The sequence below is a fragment of the Photobacterium minamisatsumaniensis genome (genome assembly GCF_050336695.1).
In the GTDB taxonomy this organism is placed as follows: Bacteria; Pseudomonadota; Gammaproteobacteria; order Enterobacterales; family Vibrionaceae; genus Photobacterium; species Photobacterium minamisatsumaniensis.
This window is the reverse complement of the sequence record NZ_JAKJSI010000025.1, coordinates 17,018-39,101: the sequence shown is the minus strand read 5'-3', so window position 1 is coordinate 39,101 and position 22,084 is coordinate 17,018. Positions and strand designations below refer to the sequence as shown.

Genomic DNA, 22,084 nt, shown 5'->3' with positions numbered 1-22,084 from the left:
TATYTTATATAAATTTTATTGCTCAGAACCTTACAGCTACGTTTCATCCATAAAATGAAGATAGTAATGTACTGGCTGACTGACTAATACCAATAGAACAGCACCTTACGCAACAAGGTGCAACACAAGATACTCTTCTATTGATGTTATTGAGCAGACGGCAAGAACCGTCTGCAGTAAGGTAGGAGGTTAAAGTGTTTCTTTGAATGCTTTTATTGTTTTTAGATGCTGTGAGATTTTTTTAAATTTATGACTTTCGTTCTCATCCCAGATGATATCGTAGAAATCACCAAGTGCATCTTTTGTGTGATGATTATCTAACACTTCATCATTAGTTGAAAGTATGCAAAGGCAATTACCTGCATTTTTTTCACGAAAACCTGTCACACACTTAGTCGAAATATCGTCATATTCCTCAGGGCGGTCAATACGTCCTTCCATATTGCGTTCTGGATTCAGGTTTGGATTGAAAATAACCTGTTTGATCCCACACAAATAACCGATACGCTCTGACCAATATCCACCGAGGCCAACACCACAAATCAACGGATATTCATCTGCTGATTCTTCCTTTAGCTTGTGCACTTCTTTTAATAAATGCTGCATATCATGCTTGGGATGAAGCGTGCTGTAATTCACGAAACGAATATCAGGGTCAATAAATTGCAGCTGTAGTACCTTTTCATGATTACCGGGGCTTGTTGAGTCAAAGCCATGTAGGTAAATAATCATCTTTTCTCCCTGTCGTGATCAACGCTTAGCATCTGGTCTTTTAGTCTATCTCAATGAAGAAAACCATCTGCCTTTTCGTAATGCTCTAATAACATTTCTTTGAACTTAATCTAACACGTTTTGTAGGGTTTAAAAGTCAAAAACATCACTTAATCTCTTTTTCCTACTGGTTAATCAATACAGCGATATCTTTTCTTAATGTTGTTAGCTTACTCGCCAACTTCTCACGCTGTTTTTCTGTGAGCGTATGGTTCAACCGCCGCATTAACTCAAAGCGGCGATTAAGGTAAAAATTAATGTCAGATTGATAGGAAGCGTTATCCAGAGAGACCATTTTTTGCAACAACTGACTAAATTGATACTCAAACGAAGGGAGAGACCTCTGCTTCATTAGCTCTCGCCAACTATCTAAATAATGCTGACGAATCGCAAGGAATACCGGTTCCATTTCAAGTTGGTAGCCAGCCAGTTCTTGCAACAGCGTTTTTTGTTTTGTACTTAATGTACCAATCCAATCTTGAGTAAAATCTTCAAGCCGTTCAGTCCGCTTGGACAGTTTTTGACTCGCGGTAAGTGCCTGCCGCTCTTGCTTTACCTCATTTAATCGCCCCTCGATTTTCTGGTCGAGTTCTGCAACTTGTGCATCACTTAATCCTGAGAGCATGCCTGCGAGCGGTTTAGCCAATATTGCCGAAGATTCCTTACCTAGTCCGTTAAATAGCGTGTAATAGCCCCGAACTTGGCCATATGACAACGGCATTTTTAAATCAGCCAGCAACTGATCAATACCATGATGAATTTTGGGAAGGGCTTGACGACGGTGAATTTGCAGTGCTTTTTCAAGCCCGTTATCCAGCAATGATTCTTGGTGGCTATCGAGACTGACATAGTTCGAAAGGTTATAGCTAATCCAGAAATCCAGATTATTATATGCTAAACGTGTGGCACACCCGCCGAGCAAGAGCAAAGTCAAAGACATAGCAGCTAGCTGTGGGACCATTCTCACCATCTTTCGACTCCGTACTAAGTAAACCGTTAGAAGTTTAGACTAGCTAATATAGAAAAGGTTTATTTAATCAATATATTGCAGTTTTGAAATAAGATGTTGCTTTAACTTCTCAGCTTCTACTGCATAACTGGTATCTTGCCAAAGACGACAACCCACATAAAACCATAGCATTGCAAGGAAATCACACCATGGAAGCCAAGCTGCAACAGCTTGCTGCCAACGCTTTACTTCGTTCGAGCCAATAGCCTGACAGTAGTGTCCAATTGCCATATTCGGATCCAACTGATTAGACGTAATTGTTAAAGCGAGATCTAATGCCGGATCTCCAGCTGCAGCATACTCCCAATCAATCACCTTCGCTGAACCACCGGGCTGAATTATGACATTGTACCAACCCAAATCGTGATGGCAGCAGGTATCAGAAAACCATTGCTTAGGTGATTGAGTTTGAAAATAGCGATAAATGGCCTGCAAGGTATCATCTTTAACGTCTGACGGTATCTGCGACCAATAATGCGCAGCCTTCTCACGCACGTCTAAACGCCATGCTGGCACCGGAAGTTGATGTATTGCGACTTGTAACTGAATCAGGTTTTTACTTGGTAATGCGTCAGTCGCCGTCTCACCACGTACCCACTCAACCAATAAACCATCGTTAAGCAGTGCAAAAGGTTGTGGGGCTAGCTGAGCCGGTATTCCCGTGAGTAGCTGGTACTCATGTTGACGGGATAAGGCGAATGCCGATGTAGCAGAGGAAGTAGGTCGCCACACTAATTGATGATTACAACCAGTGTGGCGATGCTTTAACTCAATGTACCAGCAACGGTTACTTAAACCACCATCCAATGGTTTAGCCGTAACTAATTGGTATTCAGGCAAGCCGGTAAGAAATACTTCAGTTAAAGCATCTAACAACGTTCTATTCCTTTGCATTGCCTGAAGGGGTACCAATGAGCTAATTGTGCTGATTCAACTACCAGCCAAGCAAGCTTTTTGATTCTTGCTTACGGATTTCAGTTTCATCAGCCCACTCAATTAAGCCTGTTTCCAAATCCATCAAACGCATAGTCATTTTGTAGTAAACATCTTTATCACTACCGGCAGACTTTACGATGCTCGAGAGGTTGCCATACAGCATGTATTCCGAACCAACCATTTTACCAAATTGAATAGCAGTACTTTGATTCACAAGCTCATCGTTATTTTGGAAGTTCAGCTGCTTACGAACAGCTTCTACACGCGTCATATCAACAAAACGGAATTTACCCGAGTTTAAAAGGCGAGTACTTACTGAGTCAGTAATAGACTCGGTATCAATATGCTCACTTGTTTTGTTCTTAATGCCATCAACCACAATAATTGGACGCTGGTTATTACCCGTAATATAAGCGACAGAACCAGATGACAACATACTATCTGTCATTTCTTCAGCAATTTTTTGCAAGTCTGTTGAGCCAAACTCAATGGTCGTCGTTTCCGCTTCCTGAGCATCGCCATAACTTACCTTTTGCGCACAGCCACCCATCAATGCGGCAACACCCAATAACGCAATCACGCTTTTTTTCATTTTCTTACCTTCATTTTTAAATTAGTAGATCAACCGCTCTACCTTAATCAATAAGTCGCTTTACGGATATAAACACGATATTGCGTTGCTTGCGGCGTTCTTGCGACCGCTTGTAATGTCATAGTGTCTTTGCCATGTAAAACAAATTGACGCCATGGAGAATCACTTCCAGCAACTTCTAACCCTTGCGCATCATACCAATAAAACCGGTACTGCAATTTTAAATCTGAATCGATCTTGCTCGTCACTGGCACACCAGCCTTCAGTAATCCATTGGCAGATGAAACATGTGCTCTTTCTATTGTGATTCGATTGGCCAAATCATTATTGCCAATAACCACATTTTGGTTGCTGCTTTCAATACTGATTCCAGATGAAGCTGTTGAACAAGCTGAAATGCCTATTACCATGAACAAAATGATCAATATTCTCATTAGCTATCTCCTAGTAGCACTGACCAACCAGTCAGTTGGTTTCCTTGCCGTGATACCCATACCATCGTCGTCCGTCCAGCAATAACGTTTACATCGATCTGATGACCATTCCATGAAAGACTATGTTTCCCTGGTGACATCATGCTATGTGAGACAGCGACACTGGCCGGTAAACTTTGCCAGCTACGAGTATCCGGTTGTTCAGTTAATGTATTAAAAATATTAGCCAGCACATTTCCGACATCATTGCCTTGCTTGGCTGCTGATTGCCTGACTTGATCTTTCGCCACAACACGTAACGCTTGGCGTAAAACAATAACAGGAAGATCTTCACTTAAACTGTACTGCGCCATGCCATTAACATCAGTTAACGCGCTTGATGAAACAGGTTGTTTATCCATCAGCAATGGCGAAAACTTCGGTTTCACTGGTGTTTGGTAATAAGGCAGTGCAAGGTTATATATCACACCATTACCGCGGCTATCGGGGAGCCATAGCGGTAAACGCCACCCCTCTTTTGCGGCTACAACGCCTTGCTCATCGAATATCACTACCCTCCCGCTGTTACGATCAGGGGCTTGATATTCACCATATCTCGCTTCCAATTTTTGTAGATCGCTCGACATCCCCATTCTTGTCGCTAGGCGCAATACGGTATCTGCAACATATGGGTTATCAGGCGCAACGGCTAAAGCACGCTTATAGTCAATATAGGCGCTATTTAAATCACCATCCGCCTCATACAACACACCAGAAAAATAGAATAAATAGCCATTTTGGATATTGCCTAGCTTATTCCCAACATTAGGGTAACGCGCTAATACCGCCCCTAAATTTTGATCCATTCCTTTTCGCTGAGCTTCTTCTTCCGCCTTGCGAAGCTCGGCATCACGGTATCTTTTGGCTGCCTCTTGCACCATGTTGGCACGGCGTACTTCAACAAGTGCCCCTTCTAAGTCTCGGCTCTGTAGGTAATTCAGTGCCAAATACAGGTGCAAAAAGCCCAATTCATAGTCTGCTGGCTGATAGGTGATCATATTGTCATTCGTCAATAATGCACCCGCTTGATTAAAGCCCTCAGATATTTGGATTGCAGCCTGTCTTTGCTGCTCTTTTACCGCCTGATCGGATTGCTGTAATGCCGTAAAGCTTTGGGGGTACTGCTCTGCAACAAAGCCTACGCGCCCTTTTTCCATGCCATCTAAAATATCGCCTGCAGGCGCATCAGGTAATGCCTCCAGTGCCTGCTGATAGCGGCCCTGTTGCATTGCCTGATGAGCCTTACTATTGGCAGCACTGTAATGGCTAAACAAGCTTTGTGTAGATAAGTTCGCACACGCCATTAAACTAAGAGATAAAACCGCAACAACGGCATGCTTCAACATTTTGTCATCAACCACTATTTATAAAAAAGCCCAAGAGCAAAGCCTACTTACCTTTTCGTACTGACTGGGTCATACGAGAAAAATGAACAAACCTTCTAGTCCTTCTGATCAGAAGTCCCTGCCACTCAGACTTTATTCTTAGACGTAAGTTCCACCAACTAAACGCTACCATCTGCGTTTGGTTAGACATTCACCAAATGAAGTGAATTAGCCAACTAACATTGGCCCTAATGGACGACCACCAAGCAGGTGCATATGAATATGATACACCTCTTGACCACCATGTGGATTGCAATTGACGATCAAACGGTAACCATTTTCTGCAATGCCTTCTTTTTCTGCCAGCTTGCGAGCTACCGTAAATAAACGCCCCATCATTAACTCATCATCCGCTTCAACATCATTCACCGTTGGGATTAATTTATTAGGAATGATAAGGATATGGCTTGGTGCACGAGGGTTTATATCACGAAATGCCGTTACTAAGTCATCTTGATACAAAACATCGGCAGGGATTTCTTTGCGAATAATTTTACTGAAAATGGTCTCTTCAGCCATAACATGCTCCATTTTAATTAGCTAAGGTTTTTCCTTACTAACCAGTATGCTTGACTCCATTCACCAGAGCAATATTGAACACTGTTTTAAACAACTTTTCCAGTGATTTATTTATCTTAGAAGTTATTTTTTGATGCAGCGGTCAAAGACTGTAAGAAGCATATTCATTTATGATTAGACGCTATACCCTATGCCAGCCACGTCTAATTTGTGCTTTTAGGGTCATTTTTGCCACAACTGATGCTGCTTATTTTGCTGCTTAAATTTTCAGCATCACACTTTGTACGAAGACCAATACCATAATAACAACTTCGTATTACAGTTAGTTAAGTAAGTTCAGCTGTCACTTACTTGTTATTATTTAGGGATATTATGAAGACAACGAAACAAACCTCTGTAATACGACGTATGTATACCGGCTTTGCTGTGATGGTTCTTTTATTTGCTATCACAATCATGACTATGCTGGATGGGACAAACCGTATTCACCAGCAACTTGAAAACGTCACAACCGATGCATTACCTTTGGTTTCACTCTCTAATCAAGTCAGTGTGCGCCTCCTTTCTGCCGATAAAATATTCAAAGATTTTCTGACAACTCAGCAACCGGAAAGAATGGATGCTTATGAGGCCGATTTTACGGTTGCACATAATAGTTTTCTTGCGTCGCTTGAAGAGCTAATCGCTATCACACAGGGCAACAGCGCACTGAGCGGTCAACTTGAAGAATTAATTGCGCTTGAAGAGCGGTACTTCCGCGAGTCTCATACGGCTATGGGTAACTACCGAACACAATTGCTCGCACAAGGTGAGCGACAGCAGTCTGCGCGACGGTTTCAACGCCTACACAATAGCTTAAACCTTCGAATGAAAGATTATGTTGACGAACAAGAAAGCATTTCCGTCAAAATGATCGCTAAAAACTACTTCATCAAACTCCAACAAACAGAAACCATTACTTCAGATGCCCTTGCTACCGATGATCTGACCATCATCAACAAAGCCGTAAGGGATAACAAACTCTATGTTAACCACCTCAAGAACGCATATCGCTCATTGACTTCCATCATGCCTGAGTTAAATGCAATCTTTGATAAGGATATAGAGCAATATAATAAAGACATCGGTCAAAATGGTGGTGTGTTGGATGCCCATTTTCAATATATTGATGCGCGTAGCCGCCTTTATACCAATATTGCCACGCTTGCCGCTGAAATTGACCAAGCAACATTAATTCTCGATAGTTTTGGTATTCAAGCGAATAACCTAATGGATCAAGCCATTATTAATGCCGATAATGCTTATGAGCAAGGCTATAATCGCGCTATTTTAATCGGTCTAGCTGCAACAATATTTGCCATTTTCATTGGCTGGTATTTAGCACAAAGTGTTCGTCGCCCATTGAACGCTACCTTAAAAACACTTGAGGCATTAACCAATGGTGATATGACTAAACGTAGTGATATCAATCAATTTGTTGAGTTCAGTAAATTGGGTAGTTACATCAATATGCTTGCTGATAACCTGCAAGAAATTTTAGGCAAAATCACCCAAGCCTCAGGCGATCTAACCACCGTCGCAGAAGAGAACCAAACCACAACAACTGAAGCCAAAAATCGTCTAAACGAACAGCGCCATCAAACAGCGTCAGTGGCAACAGCCATGACAGAGATGGAACAATCGGTGACTGATGTATCACGTAGCGCACAAAGTACGATGGAGCGTGTACATGAGGTTGAGCGGGCCTCTAACACTGGCCGAGAAGTCATGAGTCGTAATATTAATACCGCACATCAGCTTTCTGAACGATTAGACAAGTCGGTGAATGCCGTCTCTAAGCTCCAAGAAATGAGCAGCAATATAGGCTCAATTCTTGACGTCATCAGAAACATTGCCGACCAAACCAATTTATTAGCCTTGAATGCCGCTATAGAAGCCGCACGAGCGGGCGATCAAGGACGTGGGTTTGCCGTGGTTGCCGATGAAGTCAGGGTGCTGGCTAAACGCACGACAGATTCAACCTCTGAGATTGAACAGATGATCCAAAGCTTGCAATCGAGTTCAGGTCAAGCCGTGACTGTCATGCAGTCATGTGTCAGTGAAATGGGGAATAGCATCAATCAAGCTTCCGAGGCAAATAGTGCAATGGAAGAAATTCAGGCGATAATTTATGAAATTAGCCAAATGAGTACCCACATCGCTGAAGCCGCTGAAGAGCAGCGCAGTACCACTACCGAGATTGCTCGTACATTAGCTGATATTAGCCATATTGCGGATTCAAACTTTATGTCGATGGAAGAAGTTGCAGAGGCTAGCGCCAAACTTGATACCTTGTCTCATCAGCAGCATGATTTAGTACATCGATTTAAATTATAAGTGCTAATTTAACCACCTCGATATTCATGAACAAAGCCAGTCGATTTTCCACTGGCTTTTCTTTTACTCTTCATTAAGCATTTATATGCTACACAAAAGCAATCGATTACCTCTTTGGTAATCAAATAGGCAGAATGTTTGAAGCCTATCCTTTACTTCATCTCGTTAAGATTTTAGAATCGGTCGAATTTTTTTGGAGGGAAGCAACAATGACGACTATTACGATTACACGTCCTGATGATTGGCACACGCACCTTCGCGACGGTGAAGTCTTAAATGATACCGTTAGGGATATAAGCCGATACCTTGGACGAGCAATCATTATGCCGAACTTGGTTCCACCGGTTACTGACACTGAGTTGGCTCTGGCATATCGAGATCGCATCCTAGCCGAAAAGCCGCAAGGCAATTTCTCTCCTCTCATGACACTTTACCTCACTGATAACACCACCCCTGACGAAATCCGCAAAGCTAAAGCAACTGGCCATATCTATGCGGCAAAACTATACCCTGCAGGGGCAACAACGAACTCTGATTCTGGTGTGACTTCCATTGATAAGCTAATTCCTACGCTTGAGGCAATGGAACAAGAAGGTATGTTGCTACTTATCCACGGTGAAGTAACAACTCATGATGTTGATATCTTCGACCGTGAAAAAGCATTTTTAGATACAGTACTAAGCCCTATTGTTAAGAAAATGCCTAACCTGAAAATCGTGGTTGAACACATCACAACTAAAGATGCAGTCGAGTTTGTGAACAACGCTGGGCCAAATGTTGGTGCAACCATTACAGCTCACCACTTAATGTTCAATCGTAACCATATGTTGGTTGGCGGTATTCGACCACATTACTACTGTTTGCCAATTCTTAAGCGAAATATCCACCAGCAAGCACTTGTAGAAGCTGCAACAAGTGGTAGCCCTAAGTTCTTCCTTGGTACTGACTCTGCACCTCACGCACAAGATCGTAAAGAGTCAGCGTGTGGATGTGCAGGTTCTTATACTGCCCACGCGGCAATTGAGCTGTATGCTGAGGTATTCGAGCAAGCTGGCGCACTAGATAAACTAGAAGCCTTCGCGAGCTTTAATGGCCCAGATTTCTACAACCTTCCGCGTAATGCTGACACCATTACCTTAAGCAAAGAGATCTGGTCAGTGCCTGAAACAATGTCATTTGGTAATGATGTTGTTGTTCCGATCCGTGCAGGTGAAGACATTCAGTGGCAAGTGAAATAAACCACTAGCACGATCTGCCAATAAAAAGGGCTTCCAATCGGAAGCCCTTTTTGCTGTTTCACGCTAACACAATATTAGTTTTGCGTTACCGGTGTTGCTGTTACCGCCGCAGTATCTTCGGGCAAACGAAGATGGTGGAACAAGCGATATAATACGGGAACCACAATCAAGGTTAATATGGTCGCAAAACCTAAGCCGAACATAATGGTGACTGCCATCGGCTTAAAAAACACATCGGGCAATAGTGGAATCATCCCAAGAATCGTCGTAATTGCCGCCATACAAACAGGGCGAACACGACTGACTGCCGCATCAACTACTGCTTGGTATTTTTCTTTACCACTCGCAATTTCAATTTCGATTTGATCAAGCAGTACAATACCGTTTTTCACCAGCATTCCCGATAAACTCAAGAAACCAAGTAAGGCCATAAAGCCAAACGGTGTATTCAATAATAGCAACCCTGTGGTAACACCAATAACAGCAAGTGGTACTGTCGCCCAAACAATGAGAGCTTCTTTCACTTTATTGAATAGGAATATCGTGATCAAAAACATCACTAAATAGCCCATCGGCATTGTCTGGAACAGCGACGCCTTTGCATCCGCTGACGATTCGTATTCACCGCCCCACTCTAGTGAGTAGCCTGGAGGGTAGTCCAAAGATTCAATCTGCGTCTGTATACGAGCTTGAACAGTTGCTGCCGTCTCATCACCAAGTGGATCAGGGTCTGCCATGACTGTCAGCATTCGCTTACGATCTTTCCTCGCAATCAGTGGATCTTCCCAGCGAATATTCACCCCATTGATCACTTGCTGTATTGGTATATACCCTTGCGTAGCAGGGCTCCAGATTTTCATCCCTTCAATGGTGCTGACATCGACCCGTTCTTCATCCGGTAAACGCGCGACAATTGGCATCAAATTAGTACCATCACGATAAACACCAACCGTCAGCCCAGAAAAAGACATCTGCAATAAGTCATCAACATCTTTTTTGGTGATCCCATATCGTCGAGCCTGACTTTCATTAAACACTGGCTCAAGTACCTTATTACGTTCGCGCCAATCATGACGAATATTAAAGGCACCAGGGTCGGCATTCATAATATCAACCACTTGTTTAGATAACGTCCGTAAAACAGTTGGGTCTGGACCGACTAATCTCGCTTCAATCTTAGAGCCGGAGGATGGGCCAAGCATAATTTGCTTTAATTTATAATCTAGCTCTGGGTGTTTGGTATCGAGTACTTTACTCAACTGACCCATTACGGGTAGTACGTCATCAAAGTTCTTTACCCGAATGATCAATTCACCATACGATGAGTAACTTTTTTCAGGCGAATAGGTCAACATAAAGCGTTGCGTGCCTTTACCAGCACTAGAGCTGACATAGTCAACACGTTCATCTTGCTCGATAACAGACTCAAGCTTACCCAGCGTATCATTTGTTGCACGTATATCTGTGCCTTCTGGTAGCCACACATCAACCATAAACATCGGTGTCGTTGATGATGGAAAGAATGACTGTTTCAGTAAGGTAAATCCGTAAAGGCTTGCCCCAAGCATGACAACCAGAACCATAACTGTCATCCATGCCCGTCGCATACAAAACTCTAGGAAAGCTTTATACCAAACAAACAACTTACCGGCATATGGATCCACATCGTCGTCATCAGAACCAACTTTTGATTTTTTGAAAAATAAATCACCAAAAAATGGGGTTAACGATATTGCGGTAAACCAACTAAGCATCAATGATACTAACAATACGGTAAACAGTGTTCGACAATACTCCCCTGTTGAGTCTTGTGATAAACCAATAGGCGCAAATGCCATTACCGCAATAACGGTCGCACCTAATAACGGCCATTTGGTTTGTGTCACAATGTCAGAAGCGGCTTGCACACGGGTTCGCCCCTTTTGCATGCCAATCAATATCCCTTCAACGACCACTATGGCATTATCAACCAGCATGCCGAGCGCAATAACCAATGCACCAAGTGAAATCCGTTGTAAATCAATCGCCATCCATTTCATGAATACAAACGTGCCCAAAACGGTTAACAATAAAATTAACCCAATTAAGATCCCCGACCGAACACCCATGAAAAACAACAAAACAATGATTACAATTGCAACCGCTTGTCCAAGGCTGACAATAAAGCCACTAACGGATTTATCTACCTCGGTTGGTTGGCTATAGACAACACCAATATCAATGCCGACGGGTTGCTGCTCTTTCAGCTCTTTTAGCCTACGCTCTACTCGATCACCTACTTGGACAACATTGACCCCTTCAACCGCAGAGATCCCAACATGTAAGGCCTGAGAGCCGTTATAGCTCACCAAGTTATCCGGTACTTCTTTAAAGTCACGTTTTATTTCGGCGACATCTTTAAGGTAAATTAAGCCCTCGGCACCACTTTCAGTAATGATCAAATCGCCAAGTTCTTCTACGCTTTTAAATTCGCCCGTTGGATGTACTCGAATATATTCAGAACCAATTCTTACCGCACCAGCACTCGTCACCAAGTTTTGTGTTTCAAGCGTCCCGTATATTGTTTGCGGTGAAATACCTAAACTGCTCAAACGTTGCATTGAAATTTCAATGAACACTTGTTCCTGCTGGGTACCCGTAACCGAAACTTTACCAACCCCTTCGACTAAGCTCACTTCACGGCGTAAATAATCAACGTAATCATTTAGCTCTTTATAGCTATAGCCTTCCCCTGTCACGGCCAATAACATGCCGAATACATCACCAAAATCATCAATAATCGATGGTTCTTGAACACCTGGCGGTAATGATGGTTTTAAATCATTAACCTTACGACGAAGCTCATCCCAAATTTGTGGCAAATCATCTGGACCATAATTATTTTTCATGGTCACCGTAATTTGCGAAAGTCCTCGGCTTGAGACAGAATTGATTTCATCAACATAAATAAGCTGTTGAATCGCTTGTTCTATAGGATAAGTAACCTCTTCTTCCACTTGAAGTGGCGTTGCACCTGGGTAGGCAGTAACCACCATCGCATCTTTAATGGTAAAAGCTGGGTCTTCTAATCGTCCTAGCCCAAAAAAGGCCATCGTTCCGCCAATAAGGAAAATCAACGTCAGCATCCAACTGACCACTTTATTTCGTATAAAATAGGCTGCAATATCTTGTTTCATAATCAGCCTGCCTCCTTATCTACGATGGTAACCGACTGCCCTTCACGTAACCGATTTACGCCTTCAACAACTATCAGCTCTCCTGATTCTAAGCCGTCTAATAACCGAACACCGTCAGGCACAACTTTGTCAGTAGTCACTTTCCGTTTCATTACTGTATTATCACTATCAACAACCCAAACAAATTTATTATCAGGCGCCAACTCATCGCCATCGGCATTAAATATGGCCTCCATCGGGATTACAACTTCATCCCGTTTATAAACCTTCAATTTTTGTGCATCAGCCTTTACTTCAACCGCCATCCCATCAAGAATAAAACGGTCTTTTGGCATAGGCATGGTCAACGTCACAAGAAAAGACCCAACCTCTGGATCGGGTTCGGTTGTGAATTCTTTCAAATTTGCCTGAAATTCAGAACCGTCTTCTAATATAATTCTGGCTCCAGGTTGAGAAGCCTGAACTTCTACAGCTGTACTTTGGGAATAAATCATATCTGGCGCTTGAATAATAATATCGACTTGATCTGCAAGGTGTAGGTTCATCACCATTTGACCAACCTGAACATTTTCAAATTGTTCAACCGGTACTCTTGAAATAACCCCGGCAAATGGTGCTTTAAGTTCAGTAAACGTTAGATTCAGCTTTGCCAAATCCAAACGGGCTTTTGCAATTCTCCGCTGAGCTTTCAATTCATCAAATTGTGCTTGAGGTAAAAAACCTTGCTTAACCAATTTTGCCGAACGTCGATACTGACTATCAGACACATTGAACTTAGCTTGTGCATCATCAACTTCAAGTCTGTAATCTGTCGGCTCTAAACGCGCCAACAACTGCCCTTTTTTTACAAAATCGCCAGGTCGTACTGAAATAAAACTGACCTCACCCTGCACCCTAAAGGACAAACTCGATTTATTTGCCGCGGCAGCTACAGCTGGAAATGTTAGCTGCGGTGCACTTTCCGCGATTCTAACTTCACTGACAGCAACAGGAGCGATAATAGAGCGAGGCTCTACAGCAGCTTTATCACAACCAGATAAAGCCATGACCACTCCAAAGGCTAAAGGCATTAAAGTCCATGTCTTCATATTAAAGCCCCCGCTCTTTGACCCATCGACGAACTTTTTGTCCTTCTTGGAGCCCAGTCACTCCTGAAGTAGCAATTAAGTCATCATCCTGTAACCCACTTAATACACGCCGCTTTTCATCTAACTGAACACTAACTTTACTAACAATGCCCTGCCCGTCCACTTTCCAGACAAATGTCTTATCACCTTCAGTTAAAATGGCACGCTTTGGAATCGCGCCCATTCCGCCGCTTGGAATAGAGACTTTGACGTGTCCAGCCATACCAGGCAACAAGTTGTAACCCTGTGGGCGTTCCATAAATAATGTGACTTTGTAACTATTGGTCTTTTCATCCGCTTCGGTATCGATTTCTTTAAATTGCGCGTCAAAAATTTGATCCGGGATGGTATCAAAAGTGACCCGAGGTTCACGGTCGAAGTCACTTTTATGTTGAAAGCGAGCAAAGAGTTGATCTGGGAGCTGGAAGGTAACATTAATGAGGCCTGCACTTTGAATATGCATTACGGGTTGTTTAGCCGCTATATACTCAAAGTTTTCCACTAAAGAGAGTGATAACGTTCCGTCATAAGGCACAACCAAGCTCGCATAATTTAGGTTCGCTTTAGCTTTATCCAAATCGGCCTTTGCTTGATTAAGTTCAGCCTCTGAACGGTCAAAATCCAATTCCGACACAAAATTTGTTTTTAGCAGTTCTTTATCACGTTTATATTGTACATACGCTAATTCGTAATCGGCTCGAGCTTGTTCTAACAGTAACTCCAATTGATCAGTATTAAGGTGGGCAAGCACCTCTCCCTTTTTGACAAAATCACCAGGGTGAGCCTCAACTTTATTCAACTGTCCTGAAACCCGAAACGCCAAAACGGCTTTATCACCCGCCTCAACGACAGCAGGAAATGTACGAAAAGTCTCATTATCACCAACAGAAACGGCTTCAAGCTTAACTGGCCTAGATTCAGGCTCAGGTATTTCAACTTCCTTGTCACCACACCCCTGAATGAACAGGGATAGCATAGCCGTAGCTAAAATAACGCGTCCCATAAAATCCTCAATTATATGTTTTTGTTATCTTTATACTTATTGAATATCGCTACACATGGCTATTTAGCGATGTACCTCTATCTGTGGTTACCATAAAAAAGCACCACAAATTAATAACCTAGTTACACTATAGCCCACAAACTGCGACTAATTTTCGAACAAGCACAAAAATACGACCAAAAACAGTTTATTAAATAAGAAAGTCAATCTAACAAAGTCTTCTGAATGGGGTGATAGTGTAAAGAAGCATTTCAAAACAAATCAGAGAATAAGGATTAAATTTGGGGAATTTTGGAATATTTGTGGGGGGAATAAACTAACACAGAGGTTTTTTCAGGTGATTAGTATAAAGCTAAAAAAACAAAAAAGGAGCCGAAGCCCCTTTTTATCCAGCTAAATTATGCGAAAGAATTTATGCTTTTTCGAATTCAGCAATTTTCACTTTCCACGTATCCGGGCCAGTTTGGTGTGCGTTAACACCTTCAGCATCAACGGCAACCGTTACAGGCATATCTTCGACTTCAAATTCATAGATAGCTTCCATACCTAAATCTTCAAAAGCAACCACACGTGCTTTCTTGATTGCTTTCGCAACCAGGTAAGCCGCACCGCCGACTGCCATTAGGTATACTGCTTTATTCTTTTTAATGGATTCGATGGCCGCAGGCCCACGCTCAGCTTTACCAATCATACCCATTAAGCCCGCTTGTTCGAGCATCATGTCAGTAAACTTATCCATACGTGTTGATGTCGTTGGGCCAGCAGGGCCTACAACTTCATCGCCTACAGCATCAACAGGACCTACGTAATAGATAAAGCGATTATTGAAATCAACGGGGAAATCTTCGCCTTTCGCTAGCATGTCTTGAATGCGCTTATGTGCGGCATCACGACCCGTTAAAATTTTACCTGAAAGTAAAACTGTTTCACCCGAGCGCCATTCTTGAACATCAGCTTTAGAAATCTCATCCACGTTTACACGTCGAACACTTTCACCGACTTCCCATGTGACTTCAGGCCAGTCTTCCAGTTTTGGTGGCGTCAATTCAGCAGGGCCAGTGCCGTCAAGCGTGAAGTGTACATGGCGCGTAGCTGCACAATTAGGAATCATACATACTGGTTTTGAAGCCGCATGGGTAGGTGCCGTTTTGATTTTGACATCAACAACCGTTGTCAAACCACCAAGGCCCTGTGCACCAATACCTAACTTGTTTACGCGCTCGAAGATATCTAGGCGTAATTTTTCTTCTGCCGTTTCCGCGCCGCGCTCTTGTAGCTCATGAATATCAACCGATTCCATGAGTGACTCTTTTGCAAGCACTGCCGCTTTTTCTGCTGTACCGCCAATGCCAATACCTAACATGCCCGGTGGACACCAACCAGCACCCATTAACGGTACCGTTTTTTCTACCCACTCAGCCACATCATCAGATGGGTTCAGCATTACCATTTTCGTTTTATTTTCAGAACCGCCGCCCTTAGCAGCAATTTGAATTTCGACCTTATTACCTGGCACCATATCAATATGAACAACAGCAGGCGCGTTATCTTGGGTGTTCTTACGCGCTCCCGCTGGATCCGCTACAACAGAGGCTCGTAACGGGTTATCGGGATTGGTGTATGCTTGGCGTACACCCTCATCAATCATCTCTTGTACGGTAAGATCGCTATCCCACTGTACATTCATGCCAATTTTAACAAAACACGTTACGATTCCCGTATCCTGACAGATCGGACGACGCCCTTCTGCTGACATACGTGAATTAATCAAAATTTGAGCAATGGCATCTTTTGCTGCTTGGCTTTGCTCTTTGTTATAAGCTTTTTCAAGCGCTTGAACAAAGTCTAGCGGGTGGTAATAAGAAATATACTGCAGCGCATCTGCTACACTACTGATCACATCTTGTTTTTGGATGACGGTCATAAAGCCCTCGTTGATTTATTATCATTCCATGGCGCCCGATTTAATGCTTCCAATGTAAGGTGTGATTCACGATTAGTACGCCTGTATGTAGGGAAATGCACAGGGTAAAAACGTAACCACGCGGCCATGATCCTCATGGCTATTCTCCGTTAACCATTGTTTCTATGTATCCAATAAAAATAATGGCCAAAGGACGTCCTTGGGCGTCGTATTAAATTCTGCGTTTATGATACTCTTGCGGACAATTTCGCGCCATGCGCCAATCGTACACCTGTCACAAAAAAGAAAATGATTTGTAAATCACATCCAAAATTGACTATAGAACAACTCAATTACACTAAAGACGCTTCGTTAACGTGGTTTAAACCGTTGGCGGGCCAGCCTTGGGCTATGATATTACGCTCTGCGGCATCAGATCACCCAGATAATCGTTTTGATATCTTGGTTGCTGATCCTTTAGCCACTTTAGAGACACAAGATGAAACAACTCGTATTAAATTTTCAAATGGTGATGAAAAAATCAGCACCAATGATCCTTTCGAGTTAGTAGAAGAAACTCAGCAAAAGCTGTTACCCACGATTAACCCTATCAAAGATGTACCCTTTTTAGGTGGTGCAGTCGGCTATTTTGCTTATGACCTAGGTCGACGTGTTGAACATATCGCAGAGCTAGCAGAACACGATCTCGCAACAGCAGATATGGCTGTTGGTATTTATGATTGGGCATTGATTGCAGACCACCATACCCAGCAGCTTTATGTTATATCCCCGCATGGAAGTGAACGCAAAGCCTGGCTTGAAAAACAACAAAAAGCGTATTATTCCAAGTCGGAAATAAACGTGCAGCAACAATCTGCTTGCTTTGCATTAACATCTAAGTGGGCTGCAAATATGGAAAAAGCCCAATACTGCAACAAGTTTGATCAGGTTCAACAGTATTTACTCTCAGGTGACTGTTATCAGATCAACCTTGCGCAGCGTTTTAGTGCCCACTACAAGGGCGATGAGTGGGAAGCGTACTGTCATCTTGAGCAACATAACAGTGCGCCGTTCTCTGCTTTTATTCGAACAAATGACAGCAGTGTATTGTCAGTCTCGCCAGAACGTTTTTTGCAACACAGCAGCGGTCGTATTGAGACGAAACCAATAAAGGGCACCCGACCACGTTCAAGTAACCCTGAACACGATGCTGAGCTGGCTAATGATTTACAAACAGCAGAAAAAGATCGTTCTGAAAATTTAATGATTGTCGATTTATTGCGTAATGATATCGGTCGAGTCGCTGTACCAGGATCTGTCCGTGTACCTTACCTGTTTAGTATTGAGAGCTTTCCTGCCGTTCACCACCTTGTAAGCACTGTGACCGGTGAACTTGAGGCGAAATATAGTCCCACCGACCTCCTTCGTGCGTGTTTCCCTGGCGGTTCGATTACAGGCGCGCCAAAAATTCGTGCAATGGAAATTATCGAAGAGTTAGAGCCGCATCGTAGAAGCGTTTACTGTGGCAGCATTGGCTATATTAGCCGCTGTGGAAATATGGACACCAGTATTACAATTCGAACACTGGTTGCTCATCAGCAAAAGATCCATGCATGGGCTGGTGGAGGTGTCGTTGCTGACAGTCAGGCTGACAGTGAATACCAAGAAATACTGGATAAGCTAAGTAAAATATTACCAACGCTAGAATAGATGAATACGTTAGATATCCAAGTTTTTTACTTAAAAAAGCTTGGATATCATTAACTTTGGTGTTCAAAGAATAACCAAGCCATCGATATTAACTATACTGGCCAAAATGAAAATTCATCTTAATAATGTATTTCAACAGCTATAGTTACTATATGTAGGACAGCAAGCTTTTACGCTATGGACAGTTTATGAGCGACCAGCAACAATTTATTACCCGCTTTCTTTTAGCTCCTCAGGCTAACTACGATAGAAGTCATACAACACGCATACGCCAACATATAGAACCTGCTAGTACCTTAAAGCAAGCTGCTGTACTTATCCCTCTCGTCCCACGTAATGATACCTTTAATGTCGTTTTTACTCGCCGTGCTCAACACTTAAAACACCATCCAGGACAAGTCGCCTTCCCCGGAGGCCGCTTTGAGAGTGAAGACATTGATTTAATTGAGACTGCACTACGAGAAACACGGGAGGAGACTGGTATTTTATGCAACAGAGACAGTATTATTGGGCAGCTTCCCCAACTACCGACAATTAGTGGTTACATTGTCACGCCATATTTATCGACTATCTCTCCTAACTATAGGCCAGTACTCGATCCTAACGAGGTCGATGAATTATTCGAGGTCCCTCTTGACTACTTATTAAACCCAGTGAATATGCGGACACAAAGGTTCACTCTTTCAGGTGCTAATCACAATATTTATTCAATTCCATTCAGCAAATATTCAATTTGGGGTGCCACTGCCCAAATGCTAAAGGTACTGTCGAAACAGCTTTGGTATTAACAAATCTAATGTGACACGCTATTTTCCCTAATATTACCCTCTCATTTAGTGTGATCCAGATCACCTTTAATTGTATTGCAATTCCAAGTGATTACATAACGGGATCTTGATCAAAGTTTTCCTGTAAGAAATCGTGAAAATGCGCCCCGTTCCGTAATTTCCGTTCCGTAATTAACTCTGGATATATAATCATGCAAACATCTACAAGCACTGCAGCGACTACAACTGCAAAAGCAGGATGGACATACAAAGACGTTACTTGGGCATTATCGCTATTCGGTACTGCTGTAGGCGCAGGCGTTCTATTCCTTCCAATTAAAGCTGGTGCTGGTGGCTTCTGGCCGTTAGTCATTCTTGCACTGCTTGCTCTTCCAATGACATGGTTCGCCCACAAAGGCTTAGCACGCTTCGTTCTTTCTGCGAAGAACCCTGAAGCAGACATCACAGATACTGTTGAAGAACATTTTGGTAAATCAGGTGCGAACCTCATCACTTTTGCTTACTTTTTCGCTATTTACCCAATCGTTCTAATCTATGGTGTTGGTATCACTAACACTGTTGATTCTTTCATGGTTAACCAGCTAGGTATGGAATCAATTCCACGCTGGTTACTATCTGGTGGCCTAATCCTTGCGATGACTGCTGGCGTAGTATTTGGTAAAGAGCTAATGCTGAAGGCAACTTCTGCAATGGTTTACCCACTAGTATTCGTTCTACTAGCACTATCTCTATACCTGATTCCTGAGTGGAATGCGTCAATGGTATCTGTAAGCCCAGATTGGAGCACTATGCCTTCTGTAATCTGGTTAGCGATTCCAATTATCGTATTCTCATTCAACCACAGCCCTATCATCAGCCAGTTCTCTAAAGAACAACGTCGTATCTACGGTGACAATGCAGTACAGAAAACTGACATGATCACTGGTGGTGCAGCGATGATGCTAATGGGTTTTGTAATGTTCTTCGTATTCTCTGTTGTTCTGTCTCTATCTCCAGAGCAGCTTGCAATGGCACAAGAACAAAACATCTCTGTTCTTTCTTACCTAGCTAACGAGCACGACTCAATTCTGATTTCTCTAATGGGCCCAATGGTTGCTTTCGCAGCGATTACTTCTAGCTACTTCGGTCACTTCCTAGGTGCTCAAGAAGGTCTAGTTGGCCTAATTAAATCTCGCTCTAACATGCCTAAAGGCAAGATCGAGAAAATCTCTCTTGGTTTCATCGTTATTACAACTTGGATTGTTGCGGTAGTTAACCCAAGCATCCTAGGTATGATTGAAACAATGGGTGCACCGATGATTGCGGCAATCCTATTCCTAATGCCTGTATTTGCGATGAACAAAGTTCCAGCAATGGCTAAATACAAAACTTCTACTCCAGCTCAGATTTTCACTGCGCTATGTGGTATCGCGGCGATTACATCTGTAATCTACGGTGCACTATAAGGCTGTATGTCACTCAAACAGTGATAAACAGCTATGATGAGTTGTTATTGTAAGAAAATGTGCTACAACGCATAGTCTTCTGAGACAATTCACGTAGAATAGAAGCTACTAAAGAGCAGGACGCGAATGCCCCTGCTCTTTTGTTTTTTTAGCTCGCCAAGGAAGGGGCGAGAATGATAAAAACTATACAGTCTGGTGGTAGCAAGATCGCTTCCAAAGGCTGAGGTATTACGTAATGATCAGTGTTTTTGATATCTTTAAAATTGGTGTGGGTCCTTCCAGTTCGCACACTGTTGGTCCAATGAAAGCAGGTAAAGAGTTTATCGACGACTTGCGTGCCATGGGCAAGCTACGTGATGTGACTAAAATTACCGTAGATGTTTACGGTTCGCTTTCTCTAACCGGCAAAGGTCACCACACAGATATCGCTATCATCATGGGCCTTGCGGGCAATAGCCCTGAACATGTTGATATTGACAGCATTCCTGGCTTCATCGCTCGTGTTGAAGAAACTGAGCGCCTACCTGTAGGCATGCACTGCCATACAGTCGAATTCCCTCGTGATGGCGGTATGAACTTCCATACTACGAACCTTCCACTTCACGAAAACGCTATGACGATTCGCGCTTGGATTGGCGATGATGAAGCATACACAAAAACTTATTACTCGATTGGCGGTGGCTTCATCGTTGACGAAGAAAACTTCGGCAAGCCTGCTGAATCTTCAGTTAAAGTTCCGCACATGTTCACAACAGCTGAAGAGCTTGTTAACGCATGTAAAGACAGCGGCCTTTCTGTTAGTTCGTTGGTTATGGCTAACGAACGTGCGATGAATGCTGAAGAAGAAATTAATACTTACTTCTCTAATATCTGGAAGACCATGCGTGAATGTATGGAACGAGGTATGAATGAAGAAGGTATTCTGCCTGGTCCACTACGTGTACCACGCCGTGCAGCAGCACTTCGCCAGCAGCTAATGACCACAGAAAAGCTAAGCAACGACCCAATGACGGTTGTTGACTGGGTTAACATGTACGCATTTGCTGTTAACGAAGAGAATGCAGCTGGTGGCCGTGTGGTAACCGCACCAACTAATGGTGCATGTGGCATCATTCCAGCCGTTTTAGCTTATTACGATAAGTTCATTCAATCTGTTGGTCCAAAAGAATACACGCGCTATTTCGCAGCATCTGGTGCTGTTGGCGGCCTATACAAGCGTAACGCTTCTATCTCTGGTGCTGAAGTTGGCTGCCAGGGTGAAGTTGGTGTTGCTTGTTCTATGGCTGCTGCTGGTCTTGCTGAGCTGATGGGTGGTAGCCCTGAGCAAGTATGTATGGCTGCGGAAATCGCAATGGAGCATAACCTAGGTCTAACTTGTGACCCAGTTGCAGGTCAAGTACAGGTTCCATGTATTGAGCGAAATGGTATTGCTGCTGTTAAGGCAATCAATGCTACACGTATGGCACTACGCCGTTCATCTGAGCCTCGTGTTTCTCTCGATAAAGTTATCGAAACAATGCTAGAAACCGGTAAAGACATGAACGCAAAATACCGCGAGACGTCTCAGGGTGGTCTTGCTATTAAAGTAATCTGCTAATCTTTTTACTTTAAAATAGAAAGCTACTCCACTCGG

Annotated in this window: 17 protein-coding genes; 6 read left to right on the top strand and 11 right to left on the bottom strand. The window is 43.0% G+C overall.

Features of this window, described 5'->3' with window-relative positions:
* Positions 1–189 precede the first annotated feature (189 nt).
* From ycfP to hinT, 7 genes are all read right to left on the bottom strand, one after another.
* Positions 190–732 (bottom strand): alpha/beta hydrolase YcfP, encoded by a 543-nt coding sequence (gene ycfP / locus L4D78_RS14000; protein ID WP_428467492.1) that lies wholly within the window; start codon positions 730–732, stop codon positions 190–192.
* 163 nt (positions 733–895) lie between these two features.
* Complete coding sequence (locus L4D78_RS13995; protein WP_428467491.1) at positions 896–1,741, bottom strand: DUF6279 family lipoprotein; 846 nt, start codon at positions 1,739–1,741, stop codon at positions 896–898.
* A gap of 63 nt (positions 1,742–1,804) precedes the next feature.
* Entirely contained in the window at positions 1,805–2,656 is an 852-nt protein-coding gene (locus tag L4D78_RS13990; protein WP_428467490.1) for a phosphotransferase, read from the bottom strand.
* A gap of 58 nt (positions 2,657–2,714) precedes the next feature.
* Positions 2,715–3,308: a penicillin-binding protein activator LpoB gene (gene lpoB, locus L4D78_RS13985; protein WP_428457472.1), complete on the bottom strand. Its 594-nt coding sequence runs from the start codon at positions 3,306–3,308 to the stop codon at positions 2,715–2,717.
* A gap of 47 nt (positions 3,309–3,355) precedes the next feature.
* Positions 3,356–3,742, bottom strand: a complete 387-nt coding sequence (locus L4D78_RS13980) for a YcfL family putative periplasmic lipoprotein (RefSeq protein ID WP_428467489.1) — start codon at positions 3,740–3,742, stop codon at positions 3,356–3,358.
* Positions 3,742–5,127 carry a COG3014 family protein gene (locus L4D78_RS13975; protein ID WP_428467488.1) on the bottom strand — a complete coding sequence of 462 codons (1,386 nt, stop codon included), beginning with the start codon at positions 5,125–5,127 and terminating at the stop codon, positions 3,742–3,744. Before L4D78_RS13975 ends, L4D78_RS13980 begins: the two co-directional genes overlap by 1 nt.
* A 207-nt stretch (positions 5,128–5,334) precedes the next feature.
* On the bottom strand, positions 5,335–5,685 hold the full coding sequence (hinT, locus tag L4D78_RS13970) for a purine nucleoside phosphoramidase (RefSeq protein ID WP_428457469.1): 351 nt from the start codon (positions 5,683–5,685) through the stop codon (positions 5,335–5,337).
* 372 nt (positions 5,686–6,057) lie between these two features.
* Here hinT and L4D78_RS13965 point away from each other — a divergent pair, with 372 nt between their 5' ends.
* Together L4D78_RS13965 and pyrC are read left to right on the top strand one after the other, a co-directional pair.
* A complete protein-coding gene (locus L4D78_RS13965; protein WP_428467487.1) occupies positions 6,058–8,061 on the top strand; it encodes a methyl-accepting chemotaxis protein in 2,004 nt (667 codons plus the stop codon).
* A gap of 209 nt (positions 8,062–8,270) precedes the next feature.
* Positions 8,271–9,299, top strand: coding sequence for a dihydroorotase (gene pyrC / locus L4D78_RS13960; RefSeq protein WP_428467486.1), 1,029 nt, complete (start codon positions 8,271–8,273; stop codon positions 9,297–9,299).
* Positions 9,300–9,373: 74 nt separating this feature from the next.
* On the opposite strand, the gene L4D78_RS13955 is transcribed toward pyrC, so the two are convergent.
* From L4D78_RS13955 to L4D78_RS13940, 4 genes are all read right to left on the bottom strand, one after another.
* Positions 9,374–12,475 (bottom strand): efflux RND transporter permease subunit, encoded by a 3,102-nt coding sequence (locus tag L4D78_RS13955; RefSeq protein WP_428467485.1) that lies wholly within the window; start codon positions 12,473–12,475, stop codon positions 9,374–9,376.
* A gap of 2 nt (positions 12,476–12,477) precedes the next feature.
* Positions 12,478–13,563, bottom strand: a complete 1,086-nt coding sequence (locus tag L4D78_RS13950) for an efflux RND transporter periplasmic adaptor subunit (protein ID WP_428467484.1) — start codon at positions 13,561–13,563, stop codon at positions 12,478–12,480.
* Between the two features lies 1 nt (position 13,564).
* Positions 13,565–14,605 carry an efflux RND transporter periplasmic adaptor subunit gene (locus L4D78_RS13945; RefSeq protein WP_428467483.1) on the bottom strand — a complete coding sequence of 347 codons (1,041 nt, stop codon included), beginning with the start codon at positions 14,603–14,605 and terminating at the stop codon, positions 13,565–13,567.
* A 412-nt stretch (positions 14,606–15,017) separates the two neighbouring features.
* Entirely contained in the window at positions 15,018–16,529 is a 1,512-nt protein-coding gene (locus tag L4D78_RS13940) for a fumarate hydratase (RefSeq protein WP_428467482.1), read from the bottom strand.
* A 288-nt stretch (positions 16,530–16,817) separates the two neighbouring features.
* Between L4D78_RS13940 and pabB the strand changes: the two genes are divergently transcribed.
* The 4 genes from pabB to L4D78_RS13920 all read left to right on the top strand — a co-directional run bounded on the left by pabB (position 16,818) and on the right by L4D78_RS13920 (position 22,048).
* Positions 16,818–18,218, top strand: a complete 1,401-nt coding sequence (gene pabB / locus L4D78_RS13935; RefSeq protein ID WP_428467481.1) for an aminodeoxychorismate synthase component I — start codon at positions 16,818–16,820, stop codon at positions 18,216–18,218.
* Between the two features lie 188 nt (positions 18,219–18,406).
* Entirely contained in the window at positions 18,407–19,006 is a 600-nt protein-coding gene (locus L4D78_RS13930; protein WP_428467480.1) for a CoA pyrophosphatase, read from the top strand.
* Between the two features lie 191 nt (positions 19,007–19,197).
* Positions 19,198–20,451, top strand: coding sequence for an SLC5/6 family protein (locus L4D78_RS13925; RefSeq protein ID WP_428467479.1), 1,254 nt, complete (start codon positions 19,198–19,200; stop codon positions 20,449–20,451).
* Between the two features lie 235 nt (positions 20,452–20,686).
* Positions 20,687–22,048 (top strand): L-serine ammonia-lyase, encoded by a 1,362-nt coding sequence (locus tag L4D78_RS13920; protein WP_428467478.1) that lies wholly within the window; start codon positions 20,687–20,689, stop codon positions 22,046–22,048.
* Positions 22,049–22,084 lie beyond the last annotated feature (36 nt).

Coding starts and splice junctions, on each gene's coding strand:
- pyrC (WP_428467486.1), top strand. CDS start 8,271: ATGACGACTATTACGATTACACGTCCTGATGATTGGCACACGCACCTT.
- L4D78_RS13925 (WP_428467479.1), top strand. CDS start 19,198: ATGCAAACATCTACAAGCACTGCAGCGACTACAACTGCAAAAGCAGGA.
- L4D78_RS13955 (WP_428467485.1), bottom strand. CDS start 12,475: ATGAAACAAGATATTGCAGCCTATTTTATACGAAATAAAGTGGTCAGT.
- L4D78_RS13995 (WP_428467491.1), bottom strand. CDS start 1,741: ATGGTGAGAATGGTCCCACAGCTAGCTGCTATGTCTTTGACTTTGCTC.
- L4D78_RS13980 (WP_428467489.1), bottom strand. CDS start 3,742: ATGAGAATATTGATCATTTTGTTCATGGTAATAGGCATTTCAGCTTGT.
- lpoB (WP_428457472.1), bottom strand. CDS start 3,308: ATGAAAAAAAGCGTGATTGCGTTATTGGGTGTTGCCGCATTGATGGGT.
- L4D78_RS13975 (WP_428467488.1), bottom strand. CDS start 5,127: ATGTTGAAGCATGCCGTTGTTGCGGTTTTATCTCTTAGTTTAATGGCG.
- pabB (WP_428467481.1), top strand. CDS start 16,818: ATGATTTGTAAATCACATCCAAAATTGACTATAGAACAACTCAATTAC.
- L4D78_RS13930 (WP_428467480.1), top strand. CDS start 18,407: ATGAGCGACCAGCAACAATTTATTACCCGCTTTCTTTTAGCTCCTCAG.
- L4D78_RS13950 (WP_428467484.1), bottom strand. CDS start 13,563: ATGAAGACATGGACTTTAATGCCTTTAGCCTTTGGAGTGGTCATGGCT.
- hinT (WP_428457469.1), bottom strand. CDS start 5,685: ATGGCTGAAGAGACCATTTTCAGTAAAATTATTCGCAAAGAAATCCCT.
- L4D78_RS13920 (WP_428467478.1), top strand. CDS start 20,687: ATGATCAGTGTTTTTGATATCTTTAAAATTGGTGTGGGTCCTTCCAGT.
- L4D78_RS13945 (WP_428467483.1), bottom strand. CDS start 14,605: ATGGGACGCGTTATTTTAGCTACGGCTATGCTATCCCTGTTCATTCAG.
- ycfP (WP_428467492.1), bottom strand. CDS start 732: ATGATTATTTACCTACATGGCTTTGACTCAACAAGCCCCGGTAATCAT.
- L4D78_RS13940 (WP_428467482.1), bottom strand. CDS start 16,529: ATGACCGTCATCCAAAAACAAGATGTGATCAGTAGTGTAGCAGATGCG.
- L4D78_RS13965 (WP_428467487.1), top strand. CDS start 6,058: ATGAAGACAACGAAACAAACCTCTGTAATACGACGTATGTATACCGGC.